This is a genomic window from Variovorax sp. RCC_210, assembly GCF_041355175.1.
Classification (GTDB): domain Bacteria; phylum Pseudomonadota; class Gammaproteobacteria; order Burkholderiales; family Burkholderiaceae_C; genus Variovorax.
Map to the genome: position 1 here is coordinate 17,869 of NZ_JBFUPJ010000012.1, position 12,177 is coordinate 30,045.

At 68.9% G+C, this 12,177-nt stretch carries 13 protein-coding genes; 3 read left to right on the forward strand and 10 right to left on the reverse strand.

Going from position 1 to position 12,177, the window contains the following annotated elements:
- Positions 1–2: 2 nt before the first annotated feature.
- Positions 3–755 (reverse strand): SDR family NAD(P)-dependent oxidoreductase, encoded by a 753-nt coding sequence (locus AB6807_RS27370; protein WP_371087006.1) that lies wholly within the window; start codon positions 753–755, stop codon positions 3–5.
- A gap of 158 nt (positions 756–913) precedes the next feature.
- Here AB6807_RS27370 and AB6807_RS27375 point away from each other — a divergent pair, with 158 nt between their 5' ends.
- Positions 914–1,867 (forward strand): AraC family transcriptional regulator, encoded by a 954-nt coding sequence (locus tag AB6807_RS27375; protein WP_286513820.1) that lies wholly within the window; start codon positions 914–916, stop codon positions 1,865–1,867.
- A gap of 22 nt (positions 1,868–1,889) precedes the next feature.
- Here the strand turns inward: AB6807_RS27375 and AB6807_RS27380 are convergent, their stop codons facing one another.
- Positions 1,890–2,783 carry an AraC family transcriptional regulator N-terminal domain-containing protein gene (locus AB6807_RS27380; protein WP_371087007.1) on the reverse strand — a complete coding sequence of 298 codons (894 nt, stop codon included), beginning with the start codon at positions 2,781–2,783 and terminating at the stop codon, positions 1,890–1,892.
- Between the two features lie 209 nt (positions 2,784–2,992).
- Here AB6807_RS27380 and AB6807_RS27385 point away from each other — a divergent pair, with 209 nt between their 5' ends.
- Entirely contained in the window at positions 2,993–3,505 is a 513-nt protein-coding gene (locus AB6807_RS27385) for an SDR family NAD(P)-dependent oxidoreductase (RefSeq protein WP_371087008.1), read from the forward strand.
- Between the two features lie 22 nt (positions 3,506–3,527).
- Positions 3,528–5,189: a GMC family oxidoreductase gene (locus tag AB6807_RS27390; protein WP_371087009.1), complete on the forward strand. Its 1,662-nt coding sequence runs from the start codon at positions 3,528–3,530 to the stop codon at positions 5,187–5,189.
- Between the two features lie 24 nt (positions 5,190–5,213).
- Here the strand turns inward: AB6807_RS27390 and AB6807_RS27395 are convergent, their stop codons facing one another.
- From AB6807_RS27395 to AB6807_RS27430, 8 genes are all read right to left on the reverse strand, one after another.
- Complete coding sequence (locus AB6807_RS27395) at positions 5,214–6,239, reverse strand: LacI family DNA-binding transcriptional regulator (RefSeq protein WP_371087010.1); 1,026 nt, start codon at positions 6,237–6,239, stop codon at positions 5,214–5,216.
- Between the two features lie 157 nt (positions 6,240–6,396).
- The gene (locus AB6807_RS27400) at positions 6,397–7,377 is read right to left on the reverse strand and encodes a 2-hydroxyacid dehydrogenase (protein WP_371087011.1); all 981 of its coding nucleotides are present in this window, start codon (positions 7,375–7,377) and stop codon (positions 6,397–6,399) included.
- Between the two features lie 5 nt (positions 7,378–7,382).
- Positions 7,383–8,336, reverse strand: a complete 954-nt coding sequence (locus AB6807_RS27405) for a sugar kinase (RefSeq protein WP_371087012.1) — start codon at positions 8,334–8,336, stop codon at positions 7,383–7,385.
- 24 nt (positions 8,337–8,360) lie between these two features.
- A complete protein-coding gene (locus AB6807_RS27410) occupies positions 8,361–9,110 on the reverse strand; it encodes a sugar phosphate isomerase/epimerase family protein (protein WP_371087013.1) in 750 nt (249 codons plus the stop codon).
- Positions 9,110–9,865 (reverse strand): amino acid ABC transporter ATP-binding protein, encoded by a 756-nt coding sequence (locus AB6807_RS27415; RefSeq protein WP_371087014.1) that lies wholly within the window; start codon positions 9,863–9,865, stop codon positions 9,110–9,112. The genes AB6807_RS27410 and AB6807_RS27415 overlap by 1 nt, the downstream gene beginning before the upstream one ends.
- A 50-nt stretch (positions 9,866–9,915) precedes the next feature.
- The gene (locus tag AB6807_RS27420; protein ID WP_371087015.1) at positions 9,916–10,722 is read right to left on the reverse strand and encodes a transporter substrate-binding domain-containing protein; all 807 of its coding nucleotides are present in this window, start codon (positions 10,720–10,722) and stop codon (positions 9,916–9,918) included.
- A gap of 89 nt (positions 10,723–10,811) precedes the next feature.
- Positions 10,812–11,465, reverse strand: a complete 654-nt coding sequence (locus AB6807_RS27425; RefSeq protein ID WP_371087016.1) for an amino acid ABC transporter permease — start codon at positions 11,463–11,465, stop codon at positions 10,812–10,814.
- Between the two features lie 34 nt (positions 11,466–11,499).
- Positions 11,500–12,171, reverse strand: coding sequence for an amino acid ABC transporter permease (locus AB6807_RS27430; RefSeq protein ID WP_116909900.1), 672 nt, complete (start codon positions 12,169–12,171; stop codon positions 11,500–11,502).
- Between the last annotated feature and the right edge of the window lie 6 nt (positions 12,172–12,177).

Sequence of the window (12,177 nt, forward strand, 5' to 3'; positions counted from 1 at the left end):
AATCAGATGTTGTAGCCGCCGGCCACTTCGATGTTCTGCGCGTTGACCCAAGCGCTGTCGGCGGAGAGCAGGCCGGCAATGACGCGGCCCACGTCGTCCGGCGCGCCGATGCGGCCCAGCGCGGTCTGCCCGGCGAGCAGGGTCTCGAACTCGGGCATCTGGTCGAAGGCGCCGCTGGTCATGTCGGTGCGGATGGCGCCCGGAGAAATCGAGTTCGCGCGAATGCCGCGCGGGCCGAACTCCTTGGCCATGTAGCGCGTGAGCACTTCCAGCCCGCCCTTGAACGCCGCATAAGGCGCCGCGCCCGGCGTGGCCACGCGCGTGGTGGCGCTCGTCAGGTTCACGATGTGGCCGCCGTCGGCCATCAGCGGCAGCAGCGCCTGGGTCAGAAAGAACGGGCCCTTGAGGTGCACGTTCAGCAGCCCGTCGAATTCCGCCTCGGTCACCGATTCGATGGCGTTGAACGCGCCGTAGCCCGCGTTGTTCACCAGCGCGTCGAAGCGGTCGCGGCCCCAGGTGGCGGCCAGCGCGGCGGCCACGCTGTCGCGGAAGCCGGCGAACGAGGCCACCCGGCCCACGTCGAGCGCCAGCGCCACGGCCTTGCCGCCCCCGGCTTCTATCTGGCGGACCACGTCCTGCGCGCCTGCGGCGTGGCTGTTGTAGGTCACGATGACGCCCATGCCGCGCTGCGCGGCGTGAATGGCGGTGCTGGCCCCAAGGCCTCGGCTTGCGCCGGTGATGATGACTATGCTCATGTGTGTGCTCGGTTGAAAAGGGATGCCTGAACGATAGGTTCGGCATCGCATGGGGGGTTGCCCGTTCCTGCCTCAAGACTGCCTATTCCTGCCGATGGCCTGTCTTTGGAGCGCTTCAACGGTTGCGCCGCCGCGCGCATTGCGGTCTGATGGCCGGCATGGAAGAACAACTCGTTGAACTGCGCCGCCTCGCAGCCAAGGCCAGGAACCGGATGACCGAAACCGGCATTCCCCGCGTGGCGATGGTGCAGGGCAAGATCCCCGAGCACGAGCTGAGCGCGGTCTACGACCCCATGGTCAACCTGATCCTGCAGGGCAGCAAGTCGATGACCGTGGGCGACCGCACGCTGCACTACTGCCCGGCCAACTACTTCGTGATGTCCGTCGACCTGCCGGCCGTGGGCACGGTGTGGCCGGCCGCCACCGGCGAGCCCTACCTTGCCGTGGCGCTGACGCTGCAGCCCACGGTGGTCGCCGCGCTGATTGCCGACTTGCCCAAACCCGCTCGCAGCGAGAAAGCCGAAACCGGCTTCTCGGTCGCGGCGGTGACCCCCGACCTGATGGACGCATGGGTGCGCATGCTGCGCCTGATGGAGCGCCCGGACGACATCCCCGCCCTGGCGCCCGTCTACGAGCGAGAGATTCTTTACCGCGTGCTGCAGGGGCCGCAGGGCGCCATGCTGCGCGACATCGCGACGCCCGACAGCGCCATCGGGCGCATCGGCCTGGCGATCCAGTGGATACGCCGCGACTTCGCCGAACCGCTGCGGGTCGAGGACCTTGCGCAAAAGGCGGCCATGAGCATGTCGGCGTTCCACCGCCACTTCAAGGCCGTGACGGCCCTGAGCCCGGTGCAGTACCAGAAGCGCATCCGCCTGCTGCAGGCGCGCACGCTGATGGTGGTGGGCGGGCGCAGCGTGACCCGCGCCGCCTTCGAGGTCGGCTACGAAAGCGCGACCCAGTTCAGCCGCGAGTACGCCCGCGCCTTCGGGCTGCCGCCGGGGCGCGATGCGCAGCAGATTCAGGCGACGTATGCGCCGCACCGCGACAGCGGCGTTCGCACCGGCACCGGCAAGGGCGCTTCGCGCGGGGCGCGGGCGGCAACCCACTGAGCTCTCCGGCCGGCGCGCACATTCAAATCACGTCGGCCACCGTCGCGCGTTGCGCGGGCGACTTGAAGCGGGCCACGTCCCGCCCGGGTGGCAAGCCGAACAGGCGCGCGTATTCGCGGTTGAACTGCGACGCGCTTTCGTAGCCCACGGAATAGGCGATGGACGCCGCGTCGCGTGGCTCGAACAACAGCAGCCAGCGCGCCCGCAGCAGGCGCAGGCGCTTCTGGTACTGGATGGGCGTCATGGCCGTGATCGACTTGAAGTGGCGGTAGAAGGCCGCCACGCTCATGTCCGCCATCGCGGCGATGTGCTCCACGCGAAAGGCCTCGGTGTAGTGCTCGCGAATCCAGTGGATCGCGCGGCGAACCTGCGGCAGCCGCCCGTCGGGGCGCGCCATGTCGCGCAGCGTGCCGCCGAGCGGCCCCTGCAGCGCGCGAAACAAGATTTCGCGTTCGATCATCGGCGCCAGCACCGCCGCTTCCGACGGCCGGTCCATCAGCCGCATCATGCGCAGCCAGGCGTCGAGCATTTCGTCGGTCGCCGCCACGCCCTGGAAGCCAGGCGCCTGGGTCGGCGCACCGTCTTCGGCTTCGCCGTGCAGCAGGCCGGCGATGACCTGGGGGTCGAGCGTGAGGCTGATCGCGAGGTAGGGGCGGCCCGGGCCGCCCTGGCGAATCTGGCCGGTGGCGGGCACGTCCACCGGCACCAGGAAGTACGTGGCCGATTCGTACCTCGACAGCTTGTCGCCGATGGACAGCGTTTTCGCGCCCTGCAGCACCAGGTGCAGCATCGGCTGGTAGACCTGGTCCGCGCAAACCTCGGCACGCACCATCGCCACGCGCGGCAGCCCGGTGGCGGTCCACTTGTTTTCCGCGCGCATCACGATGCTGCGCAGTTCGTCCATTGCATTCGTCATCTGCCGATCATGTTGCCGCCCCGGCGGCGGCACAAGACTCGTGAGAAGAAAAGGCAATGACCCGAGAGGAACCGGCAGCCGCGCGGCGTCGGCCAGACGAACACTTGAACGCACAGGACAACGCGTCCGCGCATCCGGGATGCGGACACGTCAGCCCGTGCAACCAGTCAGCCAAACAACCCCTCAACCCATTCATTCAAAGGTCCATCATGAAACTGGAAAGAAAAGTCGCCATCGTCACAGGCGCATCGAGCGGCATCGGCGCGGGCATCGCCAAGGCGCTGGCCGCCGAAGGCGCGAGCGTGATCGTGAACTACGCCAGCAGCAAGCAGGGCGCCGACGCCGTGGTCGCAGGCATCGAGGCGGCGGGCGGAAAGGCGCTCGCGGTGCAGGCCGACATGAGCAAGTCACAGGACGTGGCCCGCCTCTTCGACACGGTGCAGGCCACGCACGGCAGGCTCGACGTGCTGGTGAACAACGCCGGCGTCGCGGTGTTCGAGATGGTCGCCGACCTGACCGAAGACGCCTTCCACAAGCAATTCGACATCAACGTGCTGGGCTACTTCCTGGCCATTCGCGAAGCGGTGAAGCACTTCGGCGACGACGGCGGCAGCATCGTCAACATCAGTTCGATCCTGAGCACCGACCCCTACCTGGCCTCCAGCGTGTACGCGGCCACCAAAGCACCGCCAATACCGGCTGAAATCGTGAGCGCGAAATGACAACAACAAGGACAGACGCGCCATGGAATTCGACTACGTCATCGTCGGCGGCGGCTCCGGCGGCGCCACGCTGGCTTCGCGGCTGAGCGAAGACCCGGGCGTGCAGGTGTGCCTGCTCGAAGCAGGGGGCGACGGGCGCGGCATCCTGGTGCGCGCGCCGGCCGCCACGGTGGCGATGCTGCCGGGCCGCCCGCGCATCAACAACTACGCCTACCAGACCGTGCCGCAGCCGGGTCTCGGCGGCCGCCGTGGCTACCAGCCCCGCGGGCGCTGCCTGGGCGGCTCCAGCGCGATCAACGCGATGCTCTACGTGCGCGGCCACCGCGAGGACTACGACGACTGGGCCCGCGCGGGCTGCGCCGGCTGGTCTTTCGACGAGGTGCTGCCCTACTTCATTCGCGCCGAGGGCAACCAGCGCGGCGCGAGCGCGCTGCACGGTGCCGACGGGCCGCTGCAGGTGGCCGAGCAGCAGAGCCCGCGCGCCATCACCGAAGACTTCGTGCGCGCCGCGCAGGCCTGCGGCATTCCGCGCAACGACGACTTCAACGGCCCCGAGCAGGAAGGCACGGGCCTGTACCAGGTCACGCAGTTCCACGGCGGCGCGAAGAACGGCGAGCGCTGCTCGGTGGCCGCGGCCTACCTGCATCCGGCGATGAAGCGCGCGAACCTCACGGTGCTGACCGGCGCGCAGGCGCTGCGCGTGGTGCTCGAAGGGCGGCGCGCGGTGGGCGTCGAGGTGCGGCGCGGCGGCACCGCCGAAACCATTTCCGCGCGGCGCGAGGTGGTGCTGTGCGGCGGCGCGTTCAACTCGCCGCAGCTGCTGATGCTGTCGGGCATCGGAGACCCCGCGGAGCTGGCAAGGCACGGCATCGCGCTGCGGCATGCGCTGCCGGGCGTGGGGCAGAACCTGCAGGACCACACGGACTTCATCCTCTCGTACACCTCGAAGGACACGGAGCTCTTCGGCATCGGCGCGGTGGCCGGGTTGAAGCTGCTGAAGGCCATTTTCGAATGGCGCAAGCGCGGCACCGGGCTGGTGGCCACGCCGTTCGCCGAGGGTGGCGCCTTCGTCAAGTCGTCGCCCGAGCTGCGCCGGCCCGATCTGCAGCTGCATTTCGTGATCGCCATCACCGACGACCATGCGCGCAAGCTGCACATGGGCTTCGGCTTCTCGTGCCATGTGTGCGTGCTGCGGCCCAAGGGCCGCGGCGAGGTGCGGCTGAACGACGCCGACCCGCTCTCGGCGCCGCGCATCGACCCGCGCTTCCTGTCGGAGCCGAAAGACATGGCGCTGCTGCTGCAGGGCGTGAAGAAGACACGCGAGATCCTGCGCGCGCCGGCGCTCGCCAAGTACCGGCACCGCGAGCTCTACACGGCCGACGCACACACCGACGAAGAACTGGAGCGCCACATTCGCGCGCGCGCCGACACCATCTACCACCCGGTGGGCACCTGCAGGATGGGCACGGACGCGATGTCGGTGGTCGATGCGCAGCTGCGCGTGCACGGCGTCGAGAACCTGCGCGTGGTCGATGCCTCGGTCATGCCGACGCTGATCGGCGGCAACACCAACGCACCCACCGTGATGATCGCCGAGCGCGCGGCCGACTGGATGCGCGGACCGATCACCTTCGACCGCGCGGTGCAGGACGCCAGGGCGCCTGAACCCGCTGCAGGACGCTAGCGCGCCTGGATTCGATGCAGGCGCCTAGCGCGCCTGGGACGATCCCCTGACCACCAGCTCGCCCGGCAGCAGCAACTGGCGCGGCGGCACGTCGAGGCCGCGCAGCCGTTCGATCAGGCAGTTGGCGGCCGTGCGGCCGATGGCGTCGGTGGGCTGCGCCACGGTGCTCAGGCCGGGGCCGATGAGCGAGGCCCATTCGGGATCGTCGAAGCCGACAAAACCCAGGTCGTCGCCGAACTGCCAGCGCAGCCGCGCCATGGCCTGCGCCACGCGCAGCGTGACCACCGCGTTGCCCGCGACCACCGCCGCGCGCCGGCCGCGCTTGGCGCGCTGGCGCAGCGCGCGCAGGGCATCGTCGAGCGCCTCGTGCCCGCCCTCGACGCATTCGAAGATCTCGCCGGCCACGCGCGGCTCGTGCGCCGACACGCAGGAGCCGAAGGCGGCCGTGCGCTCGCGCCGCGAGCTCACGCCCTTCTGCGGCTCGGTCACGTACAGCAGCTCGCGGTAGCCGCCTTCGACCAGGTGCCCGCAGGTGGCCGTCATGGCGGCGTGGTTGTCCAGCGAGACGAAGTCGGTGTGCATGCCGGTGTGGCGCCGGTCGACCAGCACTGCCGGCTTGCCGTGCAGCGTGACCGCGTCGACCACGTTGCTGCCGCGGCCCAGCGTGTTGAGGATGAAGCCGTCGACCTGGTAGCCCGCCAGCGCGTCGATGGCCTCGCGCTCGCGTTCGCTCTCGTTGCCGAGGTTGAACAGCATCACGAGGTAGCCGGCGTCCTGGCAGGCCTTTTCGGCGCCGCGCAGCACGGCCACGGAATAGGGGTTGGTGATGTCGGCCACGATGAGGCCGATGAGGCGCGAGCGGCCGTGGCTCAGCGCCTGGGCCATCGGGCTGGGCGAGTACTGCAGCGCGGCGATGGCGACCTCGACGCGGGCGGCGATGTCGGGGCTGAGCAGGCGTTCGCGGTGGTTGAGGAAGCGCGAGACGGTGGCTTTGGAAACGCCGGCTGCTTCAGCCACGTCGGCGATGGTGGCGCGGCCGCTGGGTTTCATGGTCGGCACCCATTCCCGTTCCCGCTCTCGCTCCCTCTCCCCTTGGGGAGAGGGCTGGGGTGAGGGTCGGCGGCGATGGCACGGGCAGCGTCTGCGCTAAGGCCCCTGCCCTCACCCCAACCCTCTCCCCAAGGGGAGAGGGGGCAAGACAAGTCCCTCATGCGCTCGCCGTGTCGTACGGCGCCGTCGGCTTCTCTCCGGCCAGCACCTGCAGCAGGTTCGTCGTCGCCAGTTCCGCCATCGCATGGCGCGTCTCGTGCGTGGCCGAGCCGATGTGCGGCAGCGGCGTCACGCGCGGGTGCGTGCGCAGCGGCGACGCCGCGGGCAGCGGCTCCTTCGCGAACACGTCGAGCCCGGCCGCGCGCAGCGTGCCGTGGTCCAGCGCCTGCAGCAGCGCCTCTTCGTTCACCGTGGCACCGCGGCCCCCGTTGATGAACGAGGCGCCGGGCTTCATGCGCGCGAAAAAGCCTGCGTCGATCATCCCGCGCGTCGCGTCCGTCAGCGGCAGCATCGCGAGCACGATGTCCGCGCGCGCGAGCAGGTCGTCCAGCGGCGTGTGCGTGGCGCGGCCTTGCAGCTCGGGCGCCTGCGTGGCGAGGTCGACCGGGCGGCGCGAGTGGTACAGCACCGGCATGCCGAAGCCCAGCGCGGCACGGCGCGCCACGGCCTGGCCGATGCGGCCGAAACCGAGGATGCCCAGCGTCTTGCCGTGCACGTCGGTGCCGAACAGCTCCTCGCCGATGTTCTTCGTCCAGCGGCCTTCGCGCACCAGGTTCGACAGCTCCACCACGCGCCGTTGCGTGGCCATCAATATCGCGAACACGGTGTCGGCCACCGTCTCGGTGAGCACGTCGGGCGTGTGGCACAGCACGATGCCGCGCTTGTGCAGTTCGGCCAGCGCGTAGTTGTCCACACCGACCGACACGCTCGAAATCACCTCGAGCTGCGGCGCCTGGTCGAGCAGCGCGGCGTCGACGTTGTAGCTCGAGCCGATGAGCCCGTTCGCGGTGCGCAGCGCCGCGGCAAAGGCCTCGGGCTCCTTGCGCGGATCGGCCTGGGTGACGTGGTGCGCGGCCTGCAGGCGCGCCAGCTGGTCGTCGGGCAGCGCCCGGAACACGAGCACGTTCTTTTTCGACATGGTCTTCAAAGCCCCGCTTCTTCGAGTTGCGCCCGCGTCGGCAGGCCTTCGGTATCGCCCAGCACCTGCACGGCGCGCGCGCCGATCCAGGCGCCGCGGCGCACGGCGTCGGGCACGCTGCGGCCTTCGAGCAGCGCGCTCACCACGCCGGCGGCAAAGCCGTCGCCCGCGCCCACGGTGTCGATCACTTCCTTCACCGGAAAGCCGTCGACATGGCCGGTGCCGGCCACGTCGCTGTCGTAGTAGGCGCCCGCGGCGCCCAGCTTCACGACCACCAGCTTCGCGCCGCGCTCGCGGTAGAAGCGGGCCACGTCCTCGGGCTTGTCATGGCCCGTGAGCAGCAGGCCTTCCTCGATGCCGGGCAGCACCCAGTCGGCGCGCGAGGCGAGCTCGTTGACCCAGTGGCGCATGGTGTCGGTGGACGACCAGAGCGTGGGGCGCAGGTTGGTGTCGAAGGAGATGGTGCGGCCGGCGGCGCGCATCACGTCCATGGTCTTCAGCGCGGCCTGCAGGCTGGTCTCGGAAATGGCGGCGAACACGCCTGTGGCGTGCAGGTGGCGCGCCGAGCGCAGCCACGCCTCGTCCACGTCGGCCGGGCCCATCTGGCTCGCGGCCGAACCCTTGCGGTGGTATTCGATGGGCGGGTCGCTGCCGTCGGTGACGCGGCCCTTGAACTGGAAGCCGGTGCGCTGCGTGGCGTCGGTGATCACGTGCGAGCAGTCGATGCCTTCGGCGCGCATGGCGGCCAGCAGCGCGCGCCCCATGGAGTCGGTGCCCAGGCGGCTGGCCCAGCCCACCTTCAGGCCCAGGCGCGACAGGCCGATGGCCACGTTGGTCTCGGCGCCGGCGGTGCGCTTGAAGAACGACTCGGCGTTCTCCAGCGGACCGGGGCGGTCCGCCACCAGCAGGAGCATGGCCTCGCCGAACAGGGCGACGTCGAAGGCGGTGGGTTCTGTCATGTCGTTGTCGGTTTTCTTCAGGGTCTACGACTGCGCGCGCGCGGCGCGGATGAAGTCGATCTGCGCGCGGGTCACGGCCAGCAGGTCGTCGCCCACGAGCGGGTATTCGATGGCGTGCGGCACGTCGGCCGGCAGCGCGCGCAGCACGGCGCGCCACGGCGCGACCGAGTCGCCCAGCGGCACCGCCACCCATTTGTTCGGCAGGCGCTGCGCGCCCTTGCAATGCACGTAGCGCACGCGCTTGCCCAGCGCCTGCGCGGCCTGCAGCGGGCACTCGCCCACCCAGTGCCAGTTGCCCATGTCGAAGGTCATGCCCAGCGACACGCCGGCGCGGTCGGCCGCGTCGAAGAAGGCCTGCAGCGCGGCCAGGGTGCCGGCGCGCACGGTCTGGTCGTTCTCGATGACGAGCTCGACGCGCGTCTCGGCCAGCTCCACCTTCAGGCCCCACAGCGAGCCGTGCGACGACGCCTGGAAGTCGCCGATGGACATCTTCAGCCGCCTGGCGCCCACGCGCGTAGCGGCGGCGATGCCGCGCTTGAGCGCGGCGCTGTCGAGCCAGCCGCCTTCGGCCCAGAGGCCTTCAGGGCTGGAGTAGACGGAAGCGAGCCCGTTCAGCGCGGGCAGCTCGGCATCGGGCTCGCGCAGCATCTCGCCGCGCACTTCGACCGAATCGGCACCGGCCGCGCGGGCCAGTTGCGAGCACCACAGCTGGCCGTGACGGCCCACCTCGGCCGCGCCGAAGGACGACAGAGAAATCAGGACCTCGAAGGACATCAGTGGCCTTGGTGCGAACTCAGGATCTGGCCGAGGAACTGGCGCGTGCGCTCGTCCTTCGGGTTGCCGAAGAATTCCTCGGGCGGCGCCTGCTCCACGATCCTGCCCTCGGCCATGAAGATCACGCGGTCGGCCACGCTGCGGGCAAAGCCCATTTCGTGGGTCACGCACAGCATGGTCATGCCGTCTTCGGCCAGGCCGATCATGGTGTCGAGCACTTCCTTGACCATCTCGGGGTCGAGCGCGGACGTGGGCTCGTCGAACAGCATGATCTTGGGCGTCATGCACAGCGCGCGCGCGATGGCCACGCGCTGCTGCTGGCCGCCCGAGAGCTGGCTCGGGTACTTGCCGGCCTGCTCGGGAATGCGCACGCGCGTGAGGTACTTCATGGCAATTTCCTCGGCCTGCGCCTTGGTCATGCCGCGCGAGCGCATCGGCGCCAGCGTGCAGTTCTCCAGGATGGTCAGGTGCGGGAACAGGTTGAACTGCTGAAACACCATGCCCACTTCGGCGCGCACCGCGTCCACGTTCTTGCCGCCGGCCGTGAGGTCGATGCCGTCGACCACGATGCGGCCCTTCTGCACCGTTTCGAGCCGGTTGATGCAGCGGATGAGCGTGGACTTGCCGGAGCCCGAAGGCCCGCAGATCACGATGCGCTCGCCCTGGCGCACCGACAGGTCGATGCCGGTCAACACCTGGAATTCACCGTACCACTTGTTGACCGCTTCCATGCGGATGATCGATTCCGTCGTCATGCCAAGGTTTCCTTGCTGCTGCTTGCTTTGCTTGCTTGCCGGTGCGGCGCTTACTGCATCTTGGGCAGGTCGGCCTGCAGCCACTTCTGGTAGAGCTTGTTCAGCTCGCCGTTGGCGGTGTTCTTCTGCACGAACTCGTTCACGGCCTTGGTCAGCTCTTCCTGGCCGGGGCGCATCGCGATGCCCATCGATTGCTGCACCAGCGTGAACTTGTTTTCGAAGCTGTTGGCGGGCACGCGCTTGGCGATCTGCGCGGCCACGGTCACCGAGCAGCCGATGGCATCGACCTGGCCCGAGATGAGCGCCTGCATGGCCGATGCGTCGTCGTCGAAACGGCGGATCTCGGTGCCTTCGGGCGCGGCCTTGGTCACGGCCACGTCTTGCGTCGACGCGCGGGCCACGCCCACGCGCAGGCCCTTCAGGTCGCCGGCCGCCTTGATGGGGGTCTTGGTGGCGCCGTACAGCACGATGGTGGCGGCGGCGTAAGGGGTGGAGAACTGCACCTGCTTCGAACGCTCGGGCGTGATGGCCAGCGAAGCGACCAGCAGGTCGACCTTGTTGGTCAGCAGGAAGGGAATGCGGTTCGGGCCGGTGACCGGCACGATGTTGGCCTTGACGCCCCAGTCCTTGGCCAGCAGCTTGGCCACGTCGGCGTCGTAGCCGTCGGGCTGGTTCTTGGCGTCGGTGGTGCCGTAGGGCGGAAAGTCGACCAGCATGCCGATGGTGATCTCGCCCTTCTTCTTGATGTCGGCCACCGACTGCGCCGAGGCGAAGGGGGCGAACACGGTCAGGGCGGCGCCAAGACCCAGGGTTGCGAGGGCTGCCATTGCGGTGCGGCGGGTGGTGGTACGGGTCATTGGTGTGTCTCCTGAATGAAAGAAAGGAAGGACGAGAAAGAAAAAACGAAAACCTGGAACGGGGACTTCAGCGGGCGATCAGCGAACGATCAACGCGCCAGTGCACGTGCGCGCTTGCGCTCCATGCGCGCCGCAAGCAGCGACAGCGGCCAGCAGATCACGAAGTAGATGGCCGCCACCACCGAGAACACGATGAGCGGCTGGAAGGTGGCGTTGTTGACGATCTGCCCGGCGCGCGTGACCTCCACGAAGCCGATGATGGCCGCCAGCGAGGTGCCCTTGATGATCTGCACCACATAGCCCACCGTGGGCGCCAGCGCGATCTTGAAGGCCTGCGGCAGCACCACGTCGCGCATGCGGGCGCTGTACTTGAGGCTGAGCGCCTCGGCCGCTTCCCACTGGCCGCGCGGAATGGCCTCGATGCAGCCGCGCCAGATCTCGCCCAGGAAGGCGGCGCTGTTCAGGATGAGCGCGACACCCGCGGCCACCCAGGGGTTGATGTCCAGCCCCAGCACCGGCGCGCCGAAGAACACCAGGAACAGCTGCAGCAGCAGCGGCGTGCCCTGGAAGATCTGGATGAAGGTGGTCGACACGCCGCGCGCCCACGGCGACTCCGACGTCCGCATGAGCGCGATGGCGAGCCCCAGGATGGCGCCGCCCACGAAGGCGATGGCCGACAGCGCCAGCGTCCACTTGGCCGCTTCGAGGATGAAAAGGAATTCGGGAAAGCCGAAGGTACGCATGATTTTTCTTGCTCCGTTGCGGGCCTGGGGCCTGTTACCGGCGGTCCGGGTAGTTGAGCGTGCGCTTGTAGATCAGCTTGAACATCGCCGAGAAAGCGAGCGCCAGCGCCAGGTAGATGCCTGCGACCACGATGTAGATCTCGAAGCTGCGGAAGGTCTGCGACTGCAGGTTGGCGGCCACCGAGGTCAGGTCGTCAGCCGAGATGACCGACACCACGGCCGAGCTCAGCATGAGCAGGATGAACTGGCTGGTGAGCGCCGGGTAGATGGCCTTCAGCGCGGGCTTGATGATGACGAAGCGAAAGATTTCCCACGGCTTGAGGTTGAGCGCGCGGCCCGCCTCGATCTGCCCCTTGGGGATCGACTCGATGCCCGCGCGGATGATTTCCGTGGCGTAGGCGCCCAGGTTCACCACCATGGCCACCAGCGCGGCCGTTTGCGGCGACCAGCGCAGCCCGATGGCCGGCAGCGCGAAGAAAAAGAAGAACAGCTGCACCAGGAACGGCGTGTTGCGGATCACCTCGATGTACGCGTTGACCAGGAAGCGCAGCCAGCCCGGCCCCGAGGTCTTGCCCCAGGCGCAGAAGATGGCCACCACCAGGCCCAGCACCGTGGCAATGAGCGAGAGCTGCACCGTGATCCACGTGCCCTTGAGCAGCAGCGGCCAGGCGGCAAAGACGGCGTCGAATTGAAACTGGTAGTTCATGTGGGC

What these genes read in the sequence shown, in the direction of transcription:
- AB6807_RS27370 (WP_371087006.1), bottom strand. Translation starts at nt 755, where the DNA reads ATGAGCATAGTCATCATCACCGGCGCAAGCCGAGGCCTTGGGGCCAGC.
- AB6807_RS27375 (WP_286513820.1), top strand. Translation starts at nt 914, where the DNA reads ATGGAAGAACAACTCGTTGAACTGCGCCGCCTCGCAGCCAAGGCCAGG.
- AB6807_RS27380 (WP_371087007.1), bottom strand. Translation starts at nt 2,783, where the DNA reads ATGACGAATGCAATGGACGAACTGCGCAGCATCGTGATGCGCGCGGAA.
- AB6807_RS27385 (WP_371087008.1), top strand. Translation starts at nt 2,993, where the DNA reads ATGAAACTGGAAAGAAAAGTCGCCATCGTCACAGGCGCATCGAGCGGC.
- AB6807_RS27390 (WP_371087009.1), top strand. Translation starts at nt 3,528, where the DNA reads ATGGAATTCGACTACGTCATCGTCGGCGGCGGCTCCGGCGGCGCCACG.
- AB6807_RS27395 (WP_371087010.1), bottom strand. Translation starts at nt 6,239, where the DNA reads ATGAAACCCAGCGGCCGCGCCACCATCGCCGACGTGGCTGAAGCAGCC.
- AB6807_RS27400 (WP_371087011.1), bottom strand. Translation starts at nt 7,377, where the DNA reads ATGTCGAAAAAGAACGTGCTCGTGTTCCGGGCGCTGCCCGACGACCAG.
- AB6807_RS27405 (WP_371087012.1), bottom strand. Translation starts at nt 8,336, where the DNA reads ATGACAGAACCCACCGCCTTCGACGTCGCCCTGTTCGGCGAGGCCATG.
- AB6807_RS27410 (WP_371087013.1), bottom strand. Translation starts at nt 9,110, where the DNA reads ATGTCCTTCGAGGTCCTGATTTCTCTGTCGTCCTTCGGCGCGGCCGAG.
- AB6807_RS27415 (WP_371087014.1), bottom strand. Translation starts at nt 9,865, where the DNA reads ATGACGACGGAATCGATCATCCGCATGGAAGCGGTCAACAAGTGGTAC.
- AB6807_RS27420 (WP_371087015.1), bottom strand. Translation starts at nt 10,722, where the DNA reads ATGACCCGTACCACCACCCGCCGCACCGCAATGGCAGCCCTCGCAACC.
- AB6807_RS27425 (WP_371087016.1), bottom strand. Translation starts at nt 11,465, where the DNA reads ATGCGTACCTTCGGCTTTCCCGAATTCCTTTTCATCCTCGAAGCGGCC.
- AB6807_RS27430 (WP_116909900.1), bottom strand. Translation starts at nt 12,171, where the DNA reads ATGAACTACCAGTTTCAATTCGACGCCGTCTTTGCCGCCTGGCCGCTG.